26 protein-coding genes are annotated in these 22,958 nt (G+C 70.1%); 21 read left to right on the forward strand and 5 right to left on the reverse strand.

Annotated elements, in window-relative coordinates; genetic code table 11:
• Nucleotides 1-40 precede the first annotated feature (40 nt).
• Genes BLT19_RS02640 through BLT19_RS02675 form a run of 8 tightly spaced genes read left to right on the forward strand, consistent with a single transcriptional unit; the run spans nucleotide 41 to nucleotide 7,235 of the window.
• Nucleotides 41-1,081, forward strand: coding sequence for a metal ABC transporter solute-binding protein, Zn/Mn family (locus BLT19_RS02640; RefSeq protein WP_172825580.1), 1,041 nt, complete (start codon nucleotides 41-43; stop codon nucleotides 1,079-1,081).
• Nucleotides 1,078-1,905, forward strand: a complete 828-nt coding sequence (locus BLT19_RS02645) for a metal ABC transporter ATP-binding protein (protein ID WP_091485820.1) — start codon at nucleotides 1,078-1,080, stop codon at nucleotides 1,903-1,905. The genes BLT19_RS02640 and BLT19_RS02645 overlap by 4 nt, the downstream gene beginning before the upstream one ends.
• Complete coding sequence (locus BLT19_RS02650; RefSeq protein WP_091485823.1) at nucleotides 1,902-2,780, forward strand: metal ABC transporter permease; 879 nt, start codon at nucleotides 1,902-1,904, stop codon at nucleotides 2,778-2,780. Before BLT19_RS02645 ends, BLT19_RS02650 begins: the two co-directional genes overlap by 4 nt.
• Nucleotides 2,781-2,790: 10 nt before the next feature.
• Nucleotides 2,791-3,204, forward strand: a complete 414-nt coding sequence (locus tag BLT19_RS02655; RefSeq protein WP_091485826.1) for a Fur family transcriptional regulator — start codon at nucleotides 2,791-2,793, stop codon at nucleotides 3,202-3,204.
• Nucleotides 3,191-4,222 (forward strand): permease, encoded by a 1,032-nt coding sequence (locus BLT19_RS02660; RefSeq protein WP_091485830.1) that lies wholly within the window; start codon nucleotides 3,191-3,193, stop codon nucleotides 4,220-4,222. Before BLT19_RS02655 ends, BLT19_RS02660 begins: the two co-directional genes overlap by 14 nt.
• Nucleotides 4,215-5,102, forward strand: a complete 888-nt coding sequence (locus BLT19_RS02665) for a TIGR03943 family putative permease subunit (protein WP_172825581.1) — start codon at nucleotides 4,215-4,217, stop codon at nucleotides 5,100-5,102. Before BLT19_RS02660 ends, BLT19_RS02665 begins: the two co-directional genes overlap by 8 nt.
• Complete coding sequence (locus BLT19_RS02670) at nucleotides 5,092-6,540, forward strand: TolB-like translocation protein (protein ID WP_091485834.1); 1,449 nt, start codon at nucleotides 5,092-5,094, stop codon at nucleotides 6,538-6,540. Before BLT19_RS02665 ends, BLT19_RS02670 begins: the two co-directional genes overlap by 11 nt.
• On the forward strand, nucleotides 6,537-7,235 hold the full coding sequence (locus BLT19_RS02675; protein WP_172825582.1) for a DNA-3-methyladenine glycosylase: 699 nt from the start codon (nucleotides 6,537-6,539) through the stop codon (nucleotides 7,233-7,235). The genes BLT19_RS02670 and BLT19_RS02675 overlap by 4 nt, the downstream gene beginning before the upstream one ends.
• A 22-nt stretch (nucleotides 7,236-7,257) precedes the next feature.
• On the opposite strand, the gene BLT19_RS02680 is transcribed toward BLT19_RS02675, so the two are convergent.
• Complete coding sequence (locus BLT19_RS02680) at nucleotides 7,258-7,881, reverse strand: TetR/AcrR family transcriptional regulator (protein ID WP_091485839.1); 624 nt, start codon at nucleotides 7,879-7,881, stop codon at nucleotides 7,258-7,260.
• 68 nt (nucleotides 7,882-7,949) lie between these two features.
• Between BLT19_RS02680 and BLT19_RS02685 the strand changes: the two genes are divergently transcribed.
• From BLT19_RS02685 to BLT19_RS02720, 8 genes are all read left to right on the forward strand, one after another.
• Nucleotides 7,950-9,245: a glycosyltransferase gene (locus tag BLT19_RS02685; RefSeq protein WP_091485844.1), complete on the forward strand. Its 1,296-nt coding sequence runs from the start codon at nucleotides 7,950-7,952 to the stop codon at nucleotides 9,243-9,245.
• Nucleotides 9,246-9,282: 37 nt separating this feature from the next.
• A complete protein-coding gene (locus tag BLT19_RS02690; RefSeq protein ID WP_091485849.1) occupies nucleotides 9,283-10,671 on the forward strand; it encodes an FAD-binding oxidoreductase in 1,389 nt (462 codons plus the stop codon).
• A gap of 187 nt (nucleotides 10,672-10,858) precedes the next feature.
• Nucleotides 10,859-11,095 (forward strand): 50S ribosomal protein L28, encoded by a 237-nt coding sequence (rpmB, locus tag BLT19_RS02695; protein WP_091485853.1) that lies wholly within the window; start codon nucleotides 10,859-10,861, stop codon nucleotides 11,093-11,095.
• A complete protein-coding gene (gene rpmG / locus BLT19_RS02700; protein ID WP_091485856.1) occupies nucleotides 11,095-11,265 on the forward strand; it encodes a 50S ribosomal protein L33 in 171 nt (56 codons plus the stop codon). The genes rpmB and rpmG overlap by 1 nt, the downstream gene beginning before the upstream one ends.
• 3 nt (nucleotides 11,266-11,268) lie before the next feature.
• The gene (rpsN, locus tag BLT19_RS02705; RefSeq protein WP_091485861.1) at nucleotides 11,269-11,574 is read left to right on the forward strand and encodes a 30S ribosomal protein S14; all 306 of its coding nucleotides are present in this window, start codon (nucleotides 11,269-11,271) and stop codon (nucleotides 11,572-11,574) included.
• A gap of 85 nt (nucleotides 11,575-11,659) precedes the next feature.
• Nucleotides 11,660-12,859: an alpha/beta hydrolase gene (locus BLT19_RS02710; protein WP_091485864.1), complete on the forward strand. Its 1,200-nt coding sequence runs from the start codon at nucleotides 11,660-11,662 to the stop codon at nucleotides 12,857-12,859.
• A 115-nt stretch (nucleotides 12,860-12,974) separates the two neighbouring features.
• Nucleotides 12,975-13,262, forward strand: coding sequence for an HU family DNA-binding protein (locus BLT19_RS02715; RefSeq protein ID WP_091485869.1), 288 nt, complete (start codon nucleotides 12,975-12,977; stop codon nucleotides 13,260-13,262).
• A gap of 71 nt (nucleotides 13,263-13,333) precedes the next feature.
• On the forward strand, nucleotides 13,334-15,310 hold the full coding sequence (locus BLT19_RS02720) for a cytochrome c oxidase assembly protein (protein WP_091485873.1): 1,977 nt from the start codon (nucleotides 13,334-13,336) through the stop codon (nucleotides 15,308-15,310).
• Nucleotides 15,311-15,336: 26 nt separating this feature from the next.
• On the opposite strand, the gene BLT19_RS02725 is transcribed toward BLT19_RS02720, so the two are convergent.
• Together BLT19_RS02725 and BLT19_RS02730 are read right to left on the reverse strand one after the other, a co-directional pair.
• Nucleotides 15,337-16,419, reverse strand: a complete 1,083-nt coding sequence (locus BLT19_RS02725) for a hypothetical protein (RefSeq protein WP_091485877.1) — start codon at nucleotides 16,417-16,419, stop codon at nucleotides 15,337-15,339.
• A gap of 33 nt (nucleotides 16,420-16,452) precedes the next feature.
• The gene (locus BLT19_RS02730; RefSeq protein WP_091485882.1) at nucleotides 16,453-17,310 is read right to left on the reverse strand and encodes an NAD(P)/FAD-dependent oxidoreductase; all 858 of its coding nucleotides are present in this window, start codon (nucleotides 17,308-17,310) and stop codon (nucleotides 16,453-16,455) included.
• A gap of 27 nt (nucleotides 17,311-17,337) precedes the next feature.
• Between BLT19_RS02730 and BLT19_RS02735 the strand changes: the two genes are divergently transcribed.
• Nucleotides 17,338-17,826, forward strand: a complete 489-nt coding sequence (locus tag BLT19_RS02735; protein WP_091485885.1) for a helix-turn-helix domain-containing protein — start codon at nucleotides 17,338-17,340, stop codon at nucleotides 17,824-17,826.
• 9 nt (nucleotides 17,827-17,835) lie between these two features.
• Entirely contained in the window at nucleotides 17,836-19,215 is a 1,380-nt protein-coding gene (locus BLT19_RS02740) for an ATP-dependent DNA helicase (protein ID WP_091485890.1), read from the forward strand.
• A gap of 3 nt (nucleotides 19,216-19,218) precedes the next feature.
• Here BLT19_RS02740 and BLT19_RS17920 read toward each other — a convergent pair whose 3' ends face one another.
• Both BLT19_RS17920 and BLT19_RS17925 read right to left on the reverse strand, forming a co-directional pair.
• Nucleotides 19,219-19,875, reverse strand: coding sequence for a biliverdin-producing heme oxygenase (locus BLT19_RS17920; protein ID WP_091485894.1), 657 nt, complete (start codon nucleotides 19,873-19,875; stop codon nucleotides 19,219-19,221).
• 42 nt (nucleotides 19,876-19,917) lie between these two features.
• Nucleotides 19,918-20,229: a DUF2470 domain-containing protein gene (locus BLT19_RS17925; protein ID WP_091485898.1), complete on the reverse strand. Its 312-nt coding sequence runs from the start codon at nucleotides 20,227-20,229 to the stop codon at nucleotides 19,918-19,920.
• 102 nt (nucleotides 20,230-20,331) lie between these two features.
• Here BLT19_RS17925 and BLT19_RS02755 point away from each other — a divergent pair, with 102 nt between their 5' ends.
• The 3 genes from BLT19_RS02755 (at nucleotide 20,332) to BLT19_RS02765 (ending at nucleotide 22,958) form a co-directional block, all read left to right on the forward strand.
• Entirely contained in the window at nucleotides 20,332-21,630 is a 1,299-nt protein-coding gene (locus BLT19_RS02755; RefSeq protein ID WP_091485903.1) for a serine hydrolase domain-containing protein, read from the forward strand.
• Nucleotides 21,627-22,511, forward strand: coding sequence for an EamA family transporter (locus BLT19_RS02760; RefSeq protein WP_091485907.1), 885 nt, complete (start codon nucleotides 21,627-21,629; stop codon nucleotides 22,509-22,511). Before BLT19_RS02755 ends, BLT19_RS02760 begins: the two co-directional genes overlap by 4 nt.
• Before the next feature lie 75 nt (nucleotides 22,512-22,586).
• Entirely contained in the window at nucleotides 22,587-22,958 is a 372-nt protein-coding gene (locus BLT19_RS02765; RefSeq protein ID WP_091485911.1) for a hypothetical protein, read from the forward strand.

Consider the following 22,958-nt stretch of genomic DNA (forward strand, 5'->3'; position numbering starts at 1 on the left):
TCGTTTTGAGAACGATTATCAATACGGATAGGCTGTGGTCATGCATTACAGACACGCACCCCTCGCCGCATTCGTCCTCGGCATGAGCGCGACCCTCGCGCTCGCCGGCTGCGCTTCCGGCACGCCGGAGGCGACGGGGACGGTTGCCGCGGCATCCGATCGGATCACCGTGGTGGCCTCGACCGACGTGTACGCGCAGATCGCCGAGGAGATCGGCGGGGACTTCGTCGACGTGACCGCGATCGTGTCCTCGCCCGCGCAGGATCCGCACTCGTTCGAGCCCAGCGCCCGTGACCAGCTCGCTGTTGCGCGTGCAGACCTCATCATCGAGAACGGCGGCGGCTACGACGCCTTCGTCGATGCGCTCATCGAGTCCAGCGGATCGGGCGCGCCGGTGCTGACCGCCGTCGAGTTCTCGCACGACTGGCCGGAGAACGAGGGGCATGCCGACCCTTCGACAGGGTCAGGGACCGAGGGAGAGAGCGCAGGGGCCGAGGACGCGCACGACCACGCGCACGACGCCGACGGGCACGACCACGTCGAGGGGTTCAACGAGCACGTCTGGTACGACCCGCACACGATCGTGCATCTGGCCGAGGACATCGCGCACGAGCTCGGCGAGCTCCTGCCCGCCGAGGCGGGCACGTTCACGGCCAACGCGGACGCGTTCGGCGAGGGCATCACGGGGTTGGAGGACTCCCTGGCGGCGATCGTCGCGGACCACACCGGCGAGCAGGTGTTCTTCACCGAACCGGTCCCGCTGTATCTCGTCGCGGCCGCCGGGCTGGAGAACGTGACGCCCGAAGCATTCACCGAGGCGGTGGAAGAGGGGCAGGATGTCGCGCCGTCCACCCTGCTGGATGCGCTCAAGCTGCTGCGTTCGGGCGAGGTCGCCGTCGTCATCGCCAACTCCCAGACCGGTGGGGCCGAAACCACCCAGGTCCTCGACGAAGCCGGGAGCCTCGCGATCCCGGTCCTGGAATTCTCCGAGACGCTGCCGGAGGGCCAGACTTATCTGTCATGGATGCAGGCGAACATCGAGGCACTGACGGGAGCGCTCGCCGGCACGCCCGCCCCATGACACCCGCGCCCGTTCTCCGTCCGCCCCTCGACATCCGAGGGGCGGCGCTGCGGCGCGGCGATCGCGAACTGTGGAGCGGACTGGACCTGCGCGTCCAGCCCGGAGAGCTCGTGGCAGTGCTGGGTCCGAGCGGCTCGGGCAAGACGACGCTCCTGCGCGCCATCCTCGGTCTGGAGCGGCTGAGCGAGGGAAGCATCGAGGCCCTGGGTTCGCCGACCCAGGCCAAGGGGAACCGCCGCATCGGCTACATCCCGCAGCAGCGGCCACTCCCGGCCGACACGAACCTCCGCGCACGCGACCTCGTCGCGCTGGGCATCGACGGGCACCGTTTCGGCCCGCCGTTCCCGCGGCGCGGCGACCGCGCGCGCGTGGACGGCCTGCTCGCGGAGGTGGGGGCGACCGCCTACGCCGATCGTCCGGTGGGTCTCCTCTCCGGCGGCGAGCAGCAGCGACTGCGGGTCGGGCAGGCGCTCGCCGATGATCCGAGGCTCCTCCTGTGCGATGAGCCGCTGACCAGTCTGGACCTGGCGAACCAGCGGGCCGTCGTCGGACTGATCGATCGGCAGCGCCGCGAGAAGGGTGCCGCGGTCCTCCTGGTCACCCACGACATCAACCCCGTCCTGGATCGAGTCGACCGCATCCTCTACCTGGCGAACGGCCGGTTCACGCTCGGCGCCCCCGACGAGGTGCTCGACTCCGAGGTCCTCACCGAGCTCTACGGCGCGCCCGTCTTCGTGCTGCGGGCCGGAGGCCGACTGGTCGTCGTCGGAGCGCCGGATGCCGAGGCATCCTCCCATCATCACCACCACGAGGACGCCTCGTGAACTGGCCAGACGTGTGGGATGCGATGTTCGGCGGGGTCGCCGACTACGGCGAGATCCTCGTGCTGGTGTCGAACTCCGTCATCGCCGGTGCCGTGCTGGGCCTGGTCGGGGGCTTGGTCGGCGTGTTCGTGATGCAGCGCGACATGGCCTTCGCCGTGCACGGCATCAGCGAGCTGTCCTTCGCCGGCGCGGCCTTCGCGCTGCTGGTCGGCTTCGACGTCGTGACCGGATCCATCGTCGGGTCGGTGCTGGCGGCAGCCATCATCGGCGTGCTGGGCGCCAGAGCCCGCGACCGAAACTCGATCATCGGTGTGCTCATGCCGTTCGGCCTGGGCCTTGGCATCCTGTTCCTCTCGCTGTACGACGGACGCAGCGCGAACCGGTTCAGCCTCCTGACCGGGCAGATCGTCTCCGTGCAGACCGGGCAGCTCGGCTGGCTGATCGCGATCAGCGCGTTCGTCCTGCTCGGCATACTGCTGATCTGGCGACCCCTGCGCTTCGACTCCCTCGACCCGCAGTCGGCGGCCGCGCGCGGTGTACCCACGACCGCGGTCTCGCTCGGATTCATGCTCCTGCTCGGACTCATCGTCGCCGTCAGCGTGCACATCATCGGCGCGCTGCTGGTGATGGCCCTGCTGGTCACCCCGGCGGCGGCGGCGATGCGGATCGCGAACGGACCGCTCTCGGTTCCCGTGCTCGCGGCGGTCTTCGGCTTCGTCTCGGCGGTGGGCGGGATCCTGCTGGCGGTGATGGGAACCCTGCCGGTCAGCCCGTACATCACCACGATCTCGTTCGTGATCTACCTCGTGTGCCGGGTTCTCGGATCGCGTCGGGACCGCGTGAGCACCCGGGCGGCGCTCAGAGGCGCTCGGTAGAGTACGGCTCATGGTCCAGCGCAACACGTGGCAGCGCGATCGGGTGCGCGAGGCGCTCGCCGAATCCCGCGGGTTCGTCAGCGCGCAGAACCTGCACGCCACGCTCCGCGAGGAGAACACCGGCATCGGGCTCGCGACCGTGTACCGCGCGCTTGCGGGTCTGGCCGCCCAGGGCGATGCCGACTCGCTGCAGAGCCCCGAAGGCGAGGCGCTGTACCGCGCCTGCTCCACGAGTGGACACCACCACCACCTGATCTGCCGAAACTGCGGGCTCACCGTCGAGATCGCCGCCACCGACGTCGAGCAGTGGGCGCAGCGCACCGCGTCTCAGCACGGCTTCACCCACGCCGAGCACGTCGTCGACATCTTCGGGCTGTGCGCCGCGTGCACGCAGGCCCGAGCGAGCGAGCGTGCCGACGGTTGAGGCCGCCGCGGCACGGTCGGGTACGCGTCCCGGTACTGTCGCGCGGGCCCTCGTCGCGGTGGGCATCGGCCTGGCCGTCATCGCCGCGCTCTTCCTGATCGATGCGCTGGCCCCGACCCTCTTCCCCGCGGCGCTGCCCACCCGCGCGCAGGACGGGCTGACGCTCGCGGTCAGCGTTCTGATCGAATCGCTGCCGTTCGTCGCGCTCGGCGTGATCCTGTCGATCGTCGTGCAGGTGTGGATTCCGCCGGGCGTGATCGAGCGCTGGATGCCGCGACAGGCATGGGCCAGGCGTGCCGTGCTCTCCCTCCTCGGGATGATCGTGCCGGTGTGCGAGTGCGGCAACGTGCCGTTCGCGCGGGGGCTGTTGATGCGCGGCTTCACGGTTCCCGAGACACTCACGTTCCTGATCGCCGCGCCGATCGTCAACCCGATCGTCATCATCACGACGCATCAGGCGTTCGGCTTCAGCGACGGGATCCTGGTCGCCCGGCTGCTCGGCGGCTACGCGATCGCCAACCTGATCGGATGGCTGTACAGCCGGCATCCGGACCCCGACGGCCTGCTCACCGATCGCTTCCGCCAGACGTGCGCGCTCGTCACCGACGAGCCAGGCGGAAAGGGCCGGCGCAGCATCGCGCAGTTCGTGATCGAGCTGCGGGCGGTGATGCCCGCCCTGATCATCGGGTCGGCCCTGGCCGGGGCGGTGCAGGTGCTGGTGCCGCGCGAGGCGCTGCTGGCGATCGGGTCCAACCCGGCGCTGTCGATCGTGGCGATGATCGCGCTGGCGATGGTGGTCTCGATCTGCTCGAACGTCGACTCGTTCTTCGCGCTGTCGTTCGCCTCGACCTTCACACCGGGATCCATCGTCGCGTTCCTGCTGGTGGGTCCCCTCGTCGACGTCAAGATGCTCGCCCTGCTGCGGACCACCTTCACGACGCGGACCCTGGTCGGGCTCGTCGTGATCGTCGTGCTGTCGGCGTTCGCGATCGGGGCGGGGGTGAACCTCCTTGCGTAGGGCATCGTTCATCGGAACCCGATGGCTGGGTGTCGGCCTGGCCGCGATCCTCGCCGTCGTCACGCTGAGCCTGTCCTTCACCGGCCGGCTCGGCCTGTACATCAACCCCGATTCGACCTGGTTCGCCGTTTGCATGTCCTTCGTGGTGCTCGCCGGCACCGCGCTGAGCTTCGCGCTGCCCCTCGGCGCCGAGGCCGATCACGGACACGATCACGGCGAGGCGCATCCCCCCGCCGCACCCGCGGCCTCCATCGCATCCGCGGCACCCGAGGCATCCCTGGCACTCGACGCGTCCCTGCGTCGGAGGATGGCACGAACGTCCGAGCATCCGGCTGAGATCCTCCGACATCCGTCGCATCCTCCGACGATCGGACACCCGGTCGCGCTCACCGCGACGGTGGTCGGCGGCATCGCGGCATCCGGCGTGGTGCTGCTCACGCTCGTCCTCCCGCCCGCGTCGCTGTCCGCCGAGCTCGCGATGTCGCGCGACATCGGGGCGCCGCCCCTGTTCGCGGGATCGGATGCCGTGACCCTGGCCGCCACCGGAGACACCGCGTCCTTCGGGGTCGGCGACTGGTCGACGGTGTTCGCGACGGCCACGAACCCGGACGCGTTCGACGGTGACGCCATCACCCTCACCGGATTCGTGACGCCCGGTGGCGCGGCCGACGGGTTCGACCTGACGCGCCTCGTGATCACGCACTGCGTGATCGACGCGCAGCCGGCGAGTATTCCGATCGCGGCATCAACCGGTGCGCCCGACACCGGTCAGTGGGTCACGGTCACGGTCACCGTGACCTCGACCGCCGACGGACGCCTGCGCGTCACCGCCGAGTCGGTCGAGGCGATCGACGAGCCGAGCGACCCGTATGAGCACTGAGCCTGGCGGGTCGGCCACCCGGGCGGGTCGTACGCGCCGGCGCCGCAGCCGCGCCTTCCTCGTCACCTTCACCGTCGTGGTCGCCGCCCTCGCGGCACTCGGACTCGCCGGAGCGGCGGCCGGCGTCGCCTCAGGACCGCGGATCTCGTCCGTCGACGTCGACCCGGCCGCCGCGGTCGCAGCATCCGGATCCCGGCTCATCCTGACGACGTCCGCCTCGCTCGAGGAGGTGGATGCCGCTCAGATCAGCGTCTCCCCGGCGACGCCCTTCAACGTCGACACGTCGGGGCGCAGCGTCGGTCTCCGCTTCGGGCTGCCGCTGCACGACGATACGGAATACACCGTCGAGTTCTCCGACGTGCAGAGCCTGGGCGGCGGGCCGACCGCGAACCTGGCCTACACCTTCCGCACGCCGCCCATCGAGGTCTTCCTCCTGCAGCGCACCTCGAGCGGCGACACCGTCTTCCGCACCGACCTGACCGGTGAGGAGGCCGTGCCCGTCTTCAGCGCCGATCACATCGAGGACTACCGCGCGACCTCGAGCCACCTGGTGATGTCGGTGCGCGACGGCGATGCGACGCAGCTCGTCGTCACCGATCTCGACGGCGGCTCGGAGCGGCAGCTGGCCCTGCCCGGAGACGGCTACGTCAGCGCATTGCAGAGTGCTGATCGCGGCGAACTCATCGGCTACACGTTCTCCGACGCCGATCTTTCTGCGGCCGGCGGCACCGAGAGCGCGCTGTTCACCGCATCGCTCAAAGAGACCGAGGCCGACGCCGCGCCCACGCAGGTCGTCGTCCCCGGCGCCGAGCCGCGGGTGGCCGAGTGGCGGTTCGTGCCCGACACCGAAAGCATCCTGCTGCTCACGTTCGACGGGTCGCTCCTGCTGACCGGCTCGTCCGGTGAGAGCGCCACCGCACTCGGGTCGGCGATCTCCATCGACGGGACGGCGCGAGGCTCCGCAGCCGTGGACGGGGCGGATGCCGCGCCACAGGCGATCGTCACCAGACCCGACGGCCTCGATGTGATCGACCTGGCCGACGCGTCCGAGACGCCGCTCGTCCAGCCCGATCGGAATCTCGGACTCGCCGGCCCCGTGCTGCCGGTACCGGGTGGAGGCACGGTCCGCACGTCTGCGCCGCTGGGCGCGAACGGTCTCCCCGCCGGCGCCACGATCTCCTCGGTCGCGCACGACGGGGCGACCCGCGTGCTGATGGAGGTCCCGGCGGCCGATGCCGTCCTGCAGACCTGCGTCTCGCCGAGCGGCCGCTACGCGGCGGTGCTGATCGCTCCGGACGCGGTCCAGAACCCCTACGACACGTACCGGATGCCGATCCCGGGCAAGGTCGAGACGCACATCGTCGAGATCGCGGACGGCGCCGAGGTCGTGAAGCTCAACGGCTTCGACATCTCGTGGTGCCGGGTGCCGCCCCGATGAGCGGCGACGTGAGCCACGCGCGCGCGATGCGCTCGGCGACCCGCGCCGACCTGGCGGGTCTGCCCGTCGAGGTCGCCCCGCGCCTGCTGGGCGCCCACCTGCGCACAGTCGTGGACGGTGAGATCGTCACGGTGCGCCTCACCGAGGTCGAGGCGTATCACGGTGCGGGGACCGGACCCGTTCCCGACCCCGGTTCGCACGCCCGGATGGGACGAACCGCGCGCAACGCGACCATGTGGGGCGAGCCCGGCCACCTCTACGTGTACCTGAGCCACGGCATCCACTCGTGCGTCAACGTCGTGAGCGGCCCGGTCGGCGCCGCCGGCGGAATCCTGCTGCGCGCGGGCGAGATCATCGAGGGCGCGGATGCTGCGACCCGGCGTCGCACGCTGCGCGGTGTCGTACGCTCGCCGCTCGATCTCGCCAGGGGTCCGGGCCGGCTCGGCGATGCCGTCGGCCTGCGGCATCCGATCCACGACGGCATCGACGCGATCGACGGCTCAGTCTGGGCGGGGGCGGTTGCCCGTCTATCGCTGCGCGTCGACCCGATCGTCGAGATCGCAGCCGGACCGCGGGTCGGCGTCGCGGGCATCGCGGGGACGGCCGTCTTCCCGTGGCGGTTCTGGATCCCCGGCGACCCGACCGTGTCGCCGTTCCGCTGGGGGCGAGGGGCGGCTGAGGTGGCCGGCGGCTGAGCGGTGGCGGGCGCGAGGCGATTCAGCGCTCGAGGATCAGACGTTCGACGGCATGGAGGATCCAGGCGCGGTACGCACGCGGTGTCCATGCGGCCTCCTCCACGAGCTGAGTATGGCTTTCGGGCGAGATGAGGAACGAGAGCGCGGCGGCGAGCTCGTCGTCCGCACGCTCGCTGCGGCACACGCCTCGCTCGCGGAGCATCGCGATCGCGGCGCGCATGTCGTCGCGGCGGCTCGCCTGGAGGACGGCGAGACGCGATCTCACCTCGGGGTCACCTGAAGCGGCGTCCACGAGTCGCGGCCAGAGTCTTGCGACGCGCGCATTGGCGGCACTGACGAAGTCGACGAGGAATGGGACGAGCTCAGACGGCGCCAGCATCGCGGCCTGCGCTCCCAGCTCCCGCGCGTGGAGGGGCCCGTCGCCCTCGGCGCCGGAGAAGGCGTGGTCGAAGCTGGCGAGCAGGAGGGCCGCTTTGGGGCCGTGACTCTTGACCGTCTCGAGGGACACTCCTGCCGCTGCGGCGATCAGGGAGAGCGAGGTCCCCGAATAGCCGGAGTCGCCGAAGACCTTCACGGCTGCATCGAGGATGCGCTGTCGAGTCTGCGCGGCCTGCGCTTCGCGCAACGGAGAAACGTAAGGAGACATTGACTTTCCTAGTTGGGTAGTGAATACTTCCTGAGTAGTTTCAATAGCTTACCAGTTTGGAGACGCCGATGCTCTCGATCCTCATCTGCTGCACCCCTGTCCACGGACACATCGCGCCGTCGATCGCTGTCGCGCGCAGCCTCGTCGAAGCGGGCCACGACGTCCGGTTCCTCACCGGCAGGCGGTACCGGCATGTCGTGGAGGAGAGCGGCGCCCGCTGGGTCCCGCTCCCGGCCGCTGCGGACTACGACGACCGGGATATGGACGCCGCGTTCCCCGGGCGGCGCGGCCTGACCGGCGTCGCCGGAGCCCGGTGGGACCTGCGCAACATCTTCCTCGAACCCGCGGCGGCCCAGCTTCGCGCCGTCGACGAGCAGTTGCGGACTCAGCCCGCAGACGTCGTGCTCGCGGAGAGCATGTTCTTCGGCGCGATGCTGTTGCTGTGCCGTCCGGCGGCTTCGCGGCCGCCGGTCGTGAATCTCGGAATCGTCCCGCTCGGCCTGCGCAGCCGCGATGCGGCGCCGTTCGGTCTCGGGATCCCCCCGATGCCCGGCGCGTTCGGTCGCGTGCGGAACGCACTGCTGGCCTGGACGAGCGACGCCGTCATCTTCAGGGAGCTGCAGCGCGACGCCGAGCGCATGGCGCGCGACGAGGTCGGCAGCGAGCTGCGCGCTCCCGTCATGAACTACCCCTCCCTGGCAGAGGCCATCGTGCAGTTCAGTGTGCGCGAGTTCGAGTATCCGCGCAGCGACGTGACGACCCCCGTTCACTTCGTCGGTCCCGTCTCGCTCGCAGCGACGTCGCCCGACGATGTACCTGACTGGTGGAGCGACCTCGACGGCGATCGACCCGTCGTGCACGTCACCCAGGGCACCGTCGCCAACGCCGATCTCGACGATCTGGTGATGCCGACGCTGCGGGCGCTCGCGGATCACGACGTGCTCGTCGTGGCCTCGACGGGCGGCCGTGAGATTCCGCGACGACTCCTCCCCTCGAACGCGCGCGTCGCGGCGTACCTGCCGTACGACCGCCTCTTCCCGCGGTTGGACCTCCTCGTCACGAACGGGGGCTATGGCGGCGTCCACTTCGCCCTCGCCCACGGGGTCCCGATCATCGCGACCGGCAACACGGAGGACAAAACGGAGGTCGCGGCGCGCGTCGAGTGGAGCGGCGCCGGAGTCCGACTGCGGCCGCGGCGCGGCGGGCTCAACGTCGTCCAGCTCGCCGAAGCCATCGACAGCGTCCTGCAAGAGCCCCGCTACCGGGAGCACGCGCGGCGGATCGGCGCAGCGATCACCGCAGCCCCCGGACCGGCGGGAATACTTCCCGTCCTCGACCAGCTCGTCGGCGCGCGGGCATCGTGACACGGCTTCATCGACTCGACAGAAAGAACGGAAACACATGAACACCGATTCCTCCCTCGAGCCTGGCATCCTGCCCGGCGAGCAGTTCGAAAGACTTCGCGATCGCCTGGAGGGGAGGATCGCGCTGCCATCTGACGACGACTGGGACGAACAGCGTCGCGCCTGGCAGCTGCTGGCCGACCAGCATCCCTCTGCGGTCGTCGTCGCGGCGGGAGTGCAGGACGTCGTCGAGACGGTGACCTTCGCGCGCCGGTTCGGATTGCGCGTCGCCCCGCAGTCGACCGGGCACGGCGCGGGTGCTCTTCCTTCGCTCGCCGAGACCATCCTGCTGCGCACGTCAGCGCTCGGCGGGGTCGACGTGGACAGGTTCACAGGACGTGCGCGTGCGGGAGCCGGAGCCGTCTGGGGCGACGTCGCGGCGGCGGCTGCGGAACACGGCCTGGCGGCCGTCGCAGGGATGTCGTCCACGGTCGGCGTCGTCGGGCTCGCCCTCGGCGGGGGCCTGGGCTGGCTCGCCCGATCGCACGGACTGGCCGCGGACTCGATCGTCGCGATCGAGGGGGTCGATGCGCAGTCACGCGTCATCCGTGCGGACGCGGATCAGCATGCCGACCTCCTCTGGGCGGCGCGCGGTGGCGTCGCGCCCGTCATCGTGACCGCGATCGAGCTGCAGCTGCACCCGATCGCGGAACTGTGGGCGGGCGGGATGCTGTGGGCGATCGACCGCACCGCCGACGTCGTGCACGCGTGGCGGGAGTGGATTGCCGACGTTCCCGACTCGGTCACCTCGCTCGCGCGTGTGCTGCGTTATCCCCCACTTCCCGAGTTGCCCGAGTCGCTGCGCGGCAGGGCGTTCGTCGCGATCGAGGTGGCCGTCCAGGAATCCGGCGATGACGTCGAGGATCTGCTTGCGCCGCTCCGTGCGCTCGAGCCCGATATCGACTCGGTCCGGACCATGTCACCGGCGGAGCTCGCCGGCGTGCACGGCGATCCGCCGCAGCCCGCACCTGCGTACGGAGATGCCGTCGTGCTGACGGAGATCTCGCCCGCATCGGCCGATGCGTTCGTCGCGGCAGCGCTCGCGCCCGCCTCGACCCCGCTCGTCTCGATCGAGCTCCGCCAGCTCGGGGGAATGCTCACTCCGGGACGTGCGACGGGAGGTGCCGTCTCGACGATCGACGGGGCGGGGCTCGTCTACGTCGTCGGGATCGTTCCCGTCCCCGAGGCGCTCGAGCCCGTGCGAGCCGCCACCGCCGAGGTGATCGGCAGGCTCGCGGCATTCGCCTCGACCCGGGCGGTCAAGACCTTCTCAGAGCGACCGATCGGTGCCGACGCCCTCTACGGGGACGCGGCCGAGCAAGTCCGCCGGGTCGCTGCGGCGTGGGATCCGCAGGGGATCGTACGCTCCGCGCATCCGCTGCGGTGAGTCCTCGGGGAGGAATCGGCGCCGCCCCGACGGCGGCGGGGATCCGCCTCCGCCGCATGCTAAACTGACTCTTTGTCTGCGCGCACTCCTGCACGCAGTTCGCATCCTGCCGTCGCAAGGCGCGGGGTGCAGACAAGGGATCTTGGGTGGAACCGTCCGGTTCCACGGTATCGAAGGAGTAATCACCATGGCTGCTGTGTGCCAGGTGACTGGAGCTGTTCCCGGCTTCGGTCACGCAATCTCACACTCGCACCGACGGACGAAGCGACGCTTCGACCCGAACGTGCAGAAGAAGACCTATTACGTGCCGTCGCTGGGCCGCAACATCAAGCTCAACGTGTCGGCCAAGGGCATCAAGGTCATCGACGCCCGAGGCATCGAGGCCGTCGTCCGTGACATGCAGGCAAGGGGTGTGAAGCTCTAATGGCCAAGAAGGCTCAGGACATCCGTCCGATCATCAAGCTTCGTTCGACCGCCGGCACGGGGTACACCTACGTCACGCGCAAGAACCGCCGCAACAACCCCGACCGCATCGTGCTCAAGAAGTACGACCCGGTCATCCGCAAGCACGTCGAATTCCGAGAGGAGCGCTGATCCATGGCAAAGAAGAGCAAGATCGCGCGCAACCAGCAGCGTCAGGTGATCGTCGATCGCTACGCCGCCAAGCGCACCGAACTGAAGAAGGCGCTCGTGTCGCCGGAGTCCACCGACGAGCAGCGCGAAGCCGCTCGCCTCGGCCTGCAGAAGCTTCCCAAGAACGCTTCGCCGGTGCGCGTGCGCAGCCGCGACGTCATCGACGGCCGCCCCCGCGGCGTCCTCACGAAGTTCGGCATCTCGCGTGTCCGCTTCCGTGACATGGCGCACCGTGGCGAGCTGCCCGGCGTGACCAAGTCCAGCTGGTAACCCCAGCAGGCACAGGCGCTCCCGAAGACCCGGAGATCTCACGATCTCCGGGTCTTCTCGTGTGCGGGCATGGTCGAATGGAGCCGTGCCCCTGGATCCGTTCTTCGCCGAGCGACTGCGCGTGCATCGCCGCTATCTGATCGACCGCGGCATCGCGAGCGTGCGATCGCGCATGGCTGCGCTGTGGCCGTTCGGACGAGCCTCCGACACCGGCTCCGCAGCCGGGACTGCCGCTCCGCGAGCGGACGAGGCGGCTCTGAGCCCTCGCGCCCGCGCTCGAGCCAAGCACCGGCGTGCGGCGCTCGCCTGGGACCGCACCGAACTGCGCACCGTCGGCACCCCCGGTCCGGACCTGCGCACCGACGAGCATCGCATCGCACGGCCGGGCATCCCACCGTTCCGGGTGCGGATCTACTACCCCGACGAGGCGACGACGGGAGTCGTGCCGGCAGCGCTGGCCTTCTTCGGCGGCGGCTTCCGGATCGGCGGCATCGACTATCCGACGACGGATGCCGGCTTCCGGCGACGCGCCGCGGACGCCGGCGTCGCACTGGTCGCCGTCGACTATGCCCTCGCGCCCGAGCATCGGTATCCGGTGCCGTTGCGGCAGGCGGAGGCGGCGCTGGACTGGCTGTTCGATGCGGGGCCCTCGCTCGGGCTCGACCTCAACCGGGTGGGCGTGATCGGGACCTCGGCCGGCGGCAGCATCGCGGCCGCCCTGACGCTGCGCAACCGCGACGGCGCGGCTCACCCTCTGCGCGTCCAGGTGCTCGAGGTCCCCGTCGTCGACCTCACCGGCGCCCACCTCGACCTGCGCGCCACGCGGGCGATGGGCATCCCCAGCGTGATCGCCCGTCGCGAGCTGCGCTCGGTCGCGCGCACGTATCTGCCCCGAGCCGCGGATGCGAAAGAGGCGGATGCCTCACCCCTGCGCGCGGCATCCCACGCCGGCCTGCCGCCCGCGGTGATCCTCACCGCCGAGTACGACCCGCTGCGCGGTGACGGGGAGGCCTACGGGGCCGCACTGCGCGCCGCCGGCGTGGATGCGAGCGTGGTGCGCTACCTCGGCGTCACCCACGACACCCCGATCTTCACCGGCGCGCTCCCTGCCGCGCGACGATGGCACGACGAGATCGTGACGGCGTTGCGGCGCCTGCGCGGCGAGACCGGTACGAGGAGCAGCGCAGCGGTCAGCGACGGATCCGAGTCACATCGGTCACATCCGCCCCATGGAAACCTCGACACGCCGGTGGGATTCCGTCAAGGGGGGTCCAAATCCGCGTGATTCCGCGGAAAGTCGGTATATTCGGGGGCGGTCGATCCGACCAGCCGGGAGGCGAGTGCCGTCCGGTCCGAGCAATGAAAAGGTGGCGCTTTCGCCGCCTTTGGAGGACAACCACATGGCTGACAAGTCCATCACCAAGACCGAACTCGTCGCGAGCATCGCGAGCGCGACCGGCCAGAGCCAGGCCGCCGTCTCTGGTGTGCTCGACTCCCTCTTCTCCACCGTCTCCGACGCGGTCGCTAAGGGCAGCAAGGTCTCCATCCCGGGCTGGATCTCGTTCGAGCGCGTCGAGACGTCCGCACGCACGGGCCGCAACCCCCAGACCGGCGCCGAGATCAAGATCCCGGCCGGCCAGCGGGTCAAGGTCACCGCGGGCTCGAAGCTCAAGGCCGCCGTCAAGTAAGACGTCGTCGCACAGAAGGGGGATGCCGCACCGCGGCATCCCCCCTCTGCATGCCCGCCTAGGCTTATGGAGTGAACTCCCGCGTCCTGCGGGCCCTCGGCCCGGCGATCCTCCTCGTGGTCGCGCTCGCGGCGCTGGTGTGGGGGCTCCTGGTCGGCGGGGGCGCGGCACCGTTCGCGATCGGCGACCCCGGACCCCTCGTGCGGTGGGGCCTTCCGGTCGCCACCCTCGCGGTGAACATCTCGGCCGCGTGCATGGTCGGCGCCCTCGTGACGGCGCTGTTCGCCCTTCGAAGTGGCGAGCGGGAGTTCGACGCGGCGCTGGACATGTCATCCATCTCGGCGGCGATCTTCACTGTGGCCGCCGCCACCACGGGCTTCTTCACCTTCGTCAACGCCTTCAACCCCGCGCTCGGCTTCGGCCCGGAGTTCGGCGCGCAGCTGGGCAGGTTCCTCGTCGAGACCGAGTCGGGTCGTGTCTGGCTGCTGACCACGGTCGCCGGGGCGGCGCTGACGGTCCTGACGTTCGCGGTGCGCTCCTGGACCGCGACGCTGTTCGTCGCGATCCTCGCGATCGCCGCCCTGGTTCCGATGGGGACGCAGGGGCACTCCGGCGAGGAGGCCAACCACAACGCCGCCGTCGTCGCGCTGGTGCTGCACATCCTCGCCGCCGCCGTCTGGCTCGGCGGCCTCGTCCTGCTGGTCGTGATCCGTCCGCTCATCGACCGCCCGAAGCTCGCGGCCGTGATGGCGCGGTACTCCAGCATCGCGCTGGCGGCCTTCATCGTGGTGGCCATCTCGGGCACGGTGCGCGCCGTCATCGGCGTCGGAGCCTGGGACAACCTGGCCACCCCCTACGGCGCGATCCTGCTGGTGAAGGTCGCCGCGCTGCTCGCGCTCGGCGTGCTCGGCGCCTGGTACCGCGTGCGTCTGATCGGCAGGCTGTCCCAGGATGCCGCCAACCGGAGGTTCTGGAGTCTGATCGCGCTCGAACTGGCGTTCATGGGTCTTGCCAGCGGCGCCGCCGCGGCACTGGCGCGGACCGCGCCGCCGACGACGACGAACCTGCCAGAGGTCCGCACACCCGCCGAGATCCTCACCGGCGCCGCACTCCCGCCGGAGTTGAGTCTGGACCGCTGGTTCAGCGCGTGGAGCCTGGACCTCGTCTGGGCGTTCGCAGCGGGCTTCGGGGCGTTCTTCTACCTGGTGGGCGTCTGGCGCCTGCACCGCCGCGGCGACCGCTGGCCGATCTACCGCACCGTGCTGTGGGTCGCCGGACTCGTGCTCCTGTTCTGGGTCACCTGCGGGCCGGTCAACGCCTACCAGCAGTACCTGTTCAGCGTGCACATGGTCGGGCACATGCTGCTGTCGATGGCGATCCCGTTGCTGCTGGTCGCCGGTGCGCCGGTGACGCTGGCGGCTCGGGCGGTCCGCAAACGCGACGACGGCACGCGCGGCGGCCGCGAATGGATCCTGTGGGCCGTGCACTCGCCCGTGGCCCGCATCCTCACGAACCCCTTCGTGGCGGCCGGCCTGTTCATCGGCTCGCTCTGGGCGTTCTACTACACCGATCTCTTCCGCTGGTCGTTGTACGACCACCTCGGGCACGAGTGGATGACGGCGCACTTCCTGATCACGGGCTACCTGTTCGTGCTGACGCTGATCGGCATCGACCCGGTCGCCTACCGGCTGCCGTACGCGGGCCGGCTGCTCATCCTCATCGGCGTGATGGCGATGCACGCGTTCTTCGGCATTGCGATCATGATGCAGACCGGCCTGATGGTCTCGGAGTGGTTCGGCGCGATGGGTCGGACCTGGGGCGCGACCCCCCTGGAGGATCAGTACGTGGGCGGCGGCGTGGCCTGGTCGGTCGGCGAACTGCCCACGCTGATCCTCGCGATCACCGTGGCGATCCAGTGGAGCCGCGACGACGAGCGCGTGCAGCGCAGAGACGACCGCCATGCCGATCGCACCGGCGACGCCGAACTGCAGGCGTACAACGCGCAGCTCGCCGAACTCGCCGAGCGCGACGCGCGCACCGGGGCGTAGAGGCCGAACGGATGCCGCGGCATCCGTCACTCGGTCGGGTAGCCGCCCACCACGATCGAGGCCGACCCGTCCGGCAGCACGGTGATCGTGCCCGAGACCACGAACGGCACATCCTGGCTGACGTGGTCGACCGAGCCGTCGAACAGCGACCGGATGTCGACGTCGATGTGTGCCATGGCGGGAGTCTCCGGGATCTTCCACGCGGCGCCGTCGGGGACGACGTCGACGGTCGGCTGCTGGATCATCGACCAGGCCGGGGGCGAGACGACCCGGTCCTGCACGACGAAGCCGAACGGGCATGCGGTGGGCTGCAGGACATCCTGCGTCACGCACCCGTCCAGGAACTCCTGCACGCGCTGCCGCACGACCTCCACGAATGCGGTGGTCGCCTCGGCCTGCACCTGCACGGGCACGACGGCGAACGGACTGTCCGAGAGCACTGCGACGCCGGGCGTCGCGGCGATCGCCGTGTCGACCGACACGGAATAGATTCCGGGCGAGAACACCAGCAGCGAGACGGGCGCGGCCGGATCCGCGTCGACGCCGTCGGGGGAGACCTGCCGTTTGTCCAACTCGAAGCCGTTGACCTCGAAGGTCATCGACCCGCTGACGGACAGGTCCATCAGCGCCAGTGGGCTCCTCGCGAACCGCCAGGTCGGCGCGACGCCGATCTGCGGTCCGGGCTGGACCTCGAAGGTCGTCGAGCCGTCGTAGGCGCCGGCGCGGTAGGTCACCGAGATCAGCACGACACCGTCCTCGCGGACGCTCTCCTCGGCGATGTCGATCTCCGTGAGGGTGGCCAGCGCCGCCGGGCGCAGCAGGGCGTCGGAGGCGGTCGTGGGAAGGCCGGCCGCCTCGAGCTCTTCGGAGTCGACGGCGACACCAGGCACGGCGAGGGCATCGGCAGCGCGTCCTTCGGCGAGCAGGGAGAGGTAGCGCTCCACGAAGGCCGTCGGGCTGTAGAACTCGCGGTAGATCGCCGCGGCTCCTGCCGCGATCGCGGCGATGAGCAGGACGCCGACGACCGCGAGCAGAGTCAGATCCAGCGCCAGCCCACGACGGCGGGGGAGTGCCGCGGCGCTGCGCGCGCCGGCATCCGCTGTCTCCATCGCACCCCCCGGCTCGTGGCTCACCCCCTCAGTCTAGGAAAGCGAGTGCCGCACGCTGGTCGCGCCGGCCATCTGGCCGGACGCGATCGCCGCCGCGAGCGAGACCATCGCGTTCGGGAGCGCGGCGACGTGGGCCATATCGCCCGCGGCGAAGACTCCGGGCACGCTGGTCAGGCCGAAGGCGTCGATCTCGACGCATCCGGATTCCAGCATCCGGCAGCCGAGCTGGGCGGCCAGGGGCGAGCGCTGCGTGCCGGTGGCGGCGACGAAGATCCCGGATGCCTGCACCTCGATTCCGTCGGCGAGGCTCAGTGCCATGAGGTCCCCGCGCCGGTCCACGCGGGTCACCCGCGCCGGGTCGAGCACCGTCACCGCTGAGACGATGGGCGCCAGCATCCCGCGGATCATGTCCGCGTGCTGCCCCTCGCCGAGGACGGCGACCGGCAGCCCGCGGAATTCGTGACCGTGGCAGAACGGGCACTGCGCGACTCCGCGTCCCCACTCCTGCGCGAGGCCGGGGATCGCGGGCAGCACGTCGCGCATCCCGGTCGCCAGCACGATCGTCCGTGTGTGCAGCGTCTCCGAGTGGGCGGTGACCACCGCGAAGCCCTCCTCGACGGGCCTGATCGACGAGACCCCGACGTCATGCAGTTCGACGGCGTCGTACGCGCCCAGCTCGTCCCGCGCGATCGCCCGCAGTTCCGCGGGTGGGCGGCCGTCGTTGGTGATGAGGTTGTGGGCATGCCCCGCCGTGGCGTTCCGGTACTCGCCCGAGTCGAACAGCGCGGTCCGGCGATGCATGCGGCCGAGGGTGAGCGCGGCCTGCAGGCCGGCCGGCCCGCCTCCGACGACGACGGCATGGTACGGACTCGGGGATGACGATTTGCTCATTCCCCGATGATGTGACTTCATGTCGACATGAAGTCAAGCTCCCTTCCCATCGGCGAGGCCGCCGCGAGATTCGGCCTCGGGACGCACGTCCTTCGGCACTGGGAGGATGCGGGCCTGCTGCAGCCGGAACGGGATGCCGCGGACCGCCGTCGATTCTCGGACTCCGATCTCGTGCGCATCGCCGTGATCATGCGCAGCAAGGCGGCCGGGATGAGCCTGCACCAGATCGGCGTGCTGCTGGACGAGCAGGCGCCGTCACGGCACGCCGTGCTGGAGGCGCATCTGGCCGACCTGGATCTGAGGGCGGCGGAGATCGAGCGCGCGCGGGCGATGACCGAGCACGCGCTGAACTGCCGCGCGCACGACATCACCACATGTCCGCGATTCCGGGTGATCGTGGGCGGCGTGGTCGAGGGCACCACGATCTGGCCCGGCGATTCCCCCACCGATCACCGGCACGGGGCACTGTCCACCGCTCCCCGCGGCGATCGCCGGGTCGCGGCATCCACTCGTTAGCATGAACCGGTGAACACGCCACCGCTGTCGCCCGAGCAGGAGGCGCTGTTCCGGCTCATCGAAGACACCCGTGAGCACGTGTTCGTGACCGGCCGTGCCGGCACCGGCAAGTCCACGCTGCTGCAGCATCTGGCGTGGAACACGTCCAAGCAGATCGCGGTGTGCGCGCCGACCGGCGTCGCCGCACTCAACGTCGAGGGGCAGACGATCCATTCGCTGTTCCGGCTGCCGATCGGGCTGATCGCGGGGGGCGAGATCGACCAGTCCGACGCGACGCGGAAGATCCTCAACGCCATCGACACCCTGGTGATCGACGAGATCTCGATGGTCAACGCCGACCTCATGGACGGCATCGACCGATCCCTGCGACAGGCGCGCGGCCGGCGGGCGGAGCCCTTCGGCGGCGTGCAGATCGTGATGTTCGGCGACCCGTACCAGCTCGCGCCCGTCCCGCCGCGCGGCGACGAGGCGCGCTACATCCGCGACCACTACCGGTCGTTCTGGTTCTTCGATGCGAAGGTCTGGGTGGGGCAGGTCGCCGGTGACGGGCTCATGGACATCGGCGCGTACGGTGCCGATCTGCACATCCGAGAACTGGTCGACATCCATCGGCAGGCCGATCCGGCGTTCAAGTCGATGCTCAACGCCGTCCGCTACGGACGGGTGACGGCCGACATCGCGCAGATCCTCAACGACACCGGAGCGAGGATCCCGCCCGATGCCGCCGACGGCGAGCACCCGATCATCACGCTGGCCACACGCAACGACATCGTCAACAGCATCAACCGTCGGCACCTCGCCGAGCTCATCGGGCGCGAGCAGACGGCGACGGCGGAGATCAGCGGCGATTTCGGACGGGGCGATGCCGCCTACCCCGCCGACGTCGATCTGAAGCTGAAGGTCGGCGCGCAGGTGATGTTCCTGCGCAACGACACGGGTTCGTACGGCGAACCGCCGCGGTGGGTCAACGGCACGATCGGCACGGTCACCAGGATCGCCGGGGGCACCGTGCGCGTCGAGGTCGAAGGCGTGGAATTCGACGTCGAGCCGGCCGTCTGGGAGCGGTACCGATACGCCTACGACGCCGGCTCGAAGTCGCTCACCCGCGACATCGTCGCGGAGTTCACCCAGTTCCCACTGCGGCTGGCCTGGGCGGTGACGATCCACAAGAGCCAGGGCAAGACGTACGAACGGGCGATCGTCGACCTCGGCTCCGGCGCATTCGCACCGGGACAGACCTATGTCGCGCTGAGCAGGCTGACGAGCCTCGACGGACTGTACCTGTCGCGACCGCTGCGGCCGAGCGACATCCGCGTCGACCCGGACGTCATGCGGTTCATGGCCGACGTGCGGCGGTCATCGATGACCTCGGCGCTGCCGGCATCCTGATCCTCAGGCGACCTGCGACTCCTGCTTCGCGATCTCGAGGTCGCGGAACACCTCGGTGTTGAAACGGTACGCCAGCAGCACCTCATCGATCACGCGCTCGCGCTCCGCGGCATCCCACGGCACCGCATCCAGCTGCTCGCGGTAGTACTCCTTGAACGCCTTCGGGTCGGCGATGTCCGCGAACAGGTAGAAGCCGATCCCGTTGGTCTCGAACCCGAAGCGGCGGGCCATCAGGCGTCCGATGAACTGTCCGCCGGAGAGGTCGCCCAGGTAGCGCGTGTAGTGGTGCGCGACGAACCCTCCCGCCCAGGTGGCACCGACCTGCTGGATGCGCGCGACGTAGCGGGCAGTGGTCGGCAGCGCCGTGATCTGCTCACGCCAATCCGGGCCGAGGAGGAACTCGAGGTCGGCCTCCAGCGCCGGCAGGCGGGTCAGTTTGTCGCTGATGAACACCGAGGCCACCGGATCGCGCCGCATGCGCCCGGCGGCACCCTCGAGCGCCTCGTAGATGAACCAGTGCTGGGCGACGAGGGCGATGTAGTCCTCGCGGGTCCCCTCGCCCTTCATCAGGTCGTCCATGAAGCCCGCGTGCTCGCTGTGCGAGTGCGCCGAGCTCGACCGCTCGCGCAGCGCAGTGGAGAAGGGGATGAGGTCGCTCATGCGCTCAGTGTACAGAACTAAGGGTTACCTAACCGACTCGGATCAGGCGTGCGGACGCGGCTCCACGCCCAGGCGCCGGCACGACTCGTCGTACAGTGCGACGATCTCACGGCGCACCGCGGCGCGCTCGGTGATGGACCCGCCGGGCCACGGCACATCGACGATCTGCTCCACGCCGGAGGCGAGGCGGGCCGACCACCGACCGCCGTCGCCGTCGAAGCCGACCATCGTCGCCGAAGTGATCGCCGCGTCGGGAGCGAACGCCCGCGTGATCAGCAGATTGTCGTCGGTGTGGTGGCCGTTCATGTGGGCCAGCACCGCCGTCTGGACGGCGTCATCGAATCGGTGGGTCATCGCATCAGCCTAGGGATGGCACCCTGGCCGCTGCCGCCGCGGTTCTGTGATCGGTCTGTGATCTGGGTGTGTTTGAATTCATTGGGACACTGGGGGGTGAGTATGCGGGTGGGAACCACACGACGACGTGGCGTCGCCGCGCTCTCGAGCGCGCTGGCCGGTGCGCTCGCCCTCACGCTCGCACTTTCCGGCTGCTCCGCCGACGCGCACGTCGACATCGATGCGCCGGCACAGGTCGACGGTGCGTTCCCGGATGACATCACGCAGCAGCTCCAGGACGCCGTCGCACAGGCGATGACGGCCACCGGCTCTTCGGGGGCGATCGTCGGCGTCTGGGCGCCGTGGAGCGGGTCTCTCGTGAGCGGCTTCGGCACCGAGTCCTTCGGCTCCGAGGACGCCGTCACCACCGACATGGAGTTCCGGGCGGGCCGCATCACCCGGCCGATGATCTGCGACGTGCTGTTCCAGCTCGCCGCGGAGAAGGTCGTCGCGCTCGACGACCCGGTGACCGACTACGTCTCGGGTGCTCCCGACCTCGCCGATGTCACCCTCCAGCAGCTGTGCGACGGGACGTCGGGCATCGGCGCGTACTCGGATCAGCTGTCCGCCCTGTTCTTCGCCAACCCCGCACGCGTCTGGAATCCGATGGAGCTGGCCAGCTACGGACTCGGCGAGCCGCGCACCACAGCGCCCGGTGCGTCGTACCGGGACTCGGACGCCGGCTACGTCCTCCTCGGTCTTGCGTTGGAGCGAGCCACGAACACGAGCGCCGCAGACCTCCTCAGGCAGTACGTGTTCGATCCGCTCGACCTGAACGCGACATCCTTGCCGACGGGTGCCCCGGCCAAGGCCTCCGCTACCGGCCCCGTGCTGAACGGTCACCACTCGACGGCCGACGCCGCCGGGGTGATGAACTGCACCGAGCCGCTGGACATCACGACGCTCTCGGCGAGCAGCGGGTTCACGGATTCGGGTGTGGTCTCCACGATCGACGACCTCGGTCGCTATGCCCAGGCGCTGGCCACCGGCGCACTGGCCCCTTCGGGCAGCAAGCGGTTCGACGCTCCGATCGCGATCGATCCTGCAGCACCCTCCTGGTACGCGACGAAGGGCGGCGCCGTGATCGCCGGGACGCTCGTCGGCCAGTTCGGCTCCGTCCCCGGGTACGCCACGGCCGCGTTCTCCGACCCGACGACGGGACTCACGGTCGCCGTCGTCCTGAACAACTCGGGATCCGGTGGCGGACCGGCCACGAACCTCGCGTGGGAGCTCGCGGCACTGGCCTCGAAGGCTCCCGCCGCCGACGGTGCGGCAGCGCCGGAAGCCGGTCTGCCGTGGACGGCTCAGCAGTACCACGACGAGATCGCCGCACGCGCGATCTGCGCTGCACCGGCCCAGTGACCGCGAAGGGTTCGCACCCAGGAGCGACCCCGGCCATCCTGCTGGTGGTGGTCGGCCTCGCCTGCCAGGAGGTCGGGGCGTCGCTGGCCGTGCTGCTGTTCCCGCAGGTCGGGGCGCTGGGCATGGTGATGCTCCGTCTGGTCTTCTCGGCGATCCTCCTCCTGCTGATCGCGCGGCCGAGACTGCGCGGCCACACCCGGCCCGGGTGGCTGGCGGTGCTCGGCTTCGGGCTGGTTCTGGCGACGATGAACGGCCTGTTCTACCTGGCGCTGGAGCGCCTGCCACTCGGGGTCACGGTCACGATCGAGGTGCTCGGGCCGCTCGTGCTCTCCATCGTCGCCAGCAAGCGCGCCTCGGCGTGGCTGTGGGCGCTGCTCGCCCTGGCCGGCGTCGTCGCACTGGCCGGCGGCGGGTGGGACCGGCTCGATCTCCTCGGCGTCCTGTTCGCCCTCGGCGCGGCCGCCAGCTGGGCGCTGTACATCCTGGCCGCCGCGCACGTGGGCCGGGGGTTCCCGAAGCTGGACGGCCTCGCGCTGGCGATGACGGCGGGCGCGGTCATCGCACTGCCCTTCGGCATCCTCTCGGCGGGCGCGGCACCCTTGAACCCGCAGCTGCTGGCCCTCGGCGCAGCCGTCGCGGTGCTGTCATCGACCGTCCCGTACGCGCTGGAGCTCATCGCGCTGCGGCGGCTGCCCGCCGCGGTGTTCGCGATCCTGATGAGCCTGTCGCCCGCCACGGCATCCCTCGCCGGCTGGCTGCTGCTCGGGCAGGCGCTGACGTGGCTCGAGCTGACCGGTATGACGCTCGTGATCGTGGCCAGCATCGGCGCAGTCCGATCGTCGATGGGATCGCGCCCGGCGCCGGTCGCCCCGATCGCCTGATCACGGATCGGATGCTGCGCCGCATCGATCCGCGGGTATAGCCTGACCGCGAACCCGAGCTACGAAGGAGCGGCCATGGCTGGAGCACGACCCGGTGGAGTCACACTCGTTTCGATCCTCGCCTGGATATCCGGCGTCCTGCAGCTGATCACCGGCATCGTGCTGCTGTTCGCGCCGGACGGTGCGAACGGGGCCGTGACGATCGCAGCCTGGATCTCGATCGTCCTGGGCATCATCACGATCGCGGTCGGCGTCGGCCTGTGGCGGGGGAGCCCGGTGGCACGCATCATCGCGACCATCGTGTTCGTCCTGAACCTGATCAGCGCCGTGGTGGCGATGTTCACCGCCTCGGGCAGCCTCTGGGCAGCGCTGGTGAACGGACTGCTCGCCCTGATCGGCATCATCCTGCTCTGGACGCGCGCCGCAAGCGACTTCTTCCGGCGCTGA

This window comes from Microbacterium pygmaeum (assembly GCF_900100885.1).
Taxonomy (GTDB): Bacteria; Actinomycetota; Actinomycetes; order Actinomycetales; family Microbacteriaceae; genus Microbacterium; species Microbacterium pygmaeum.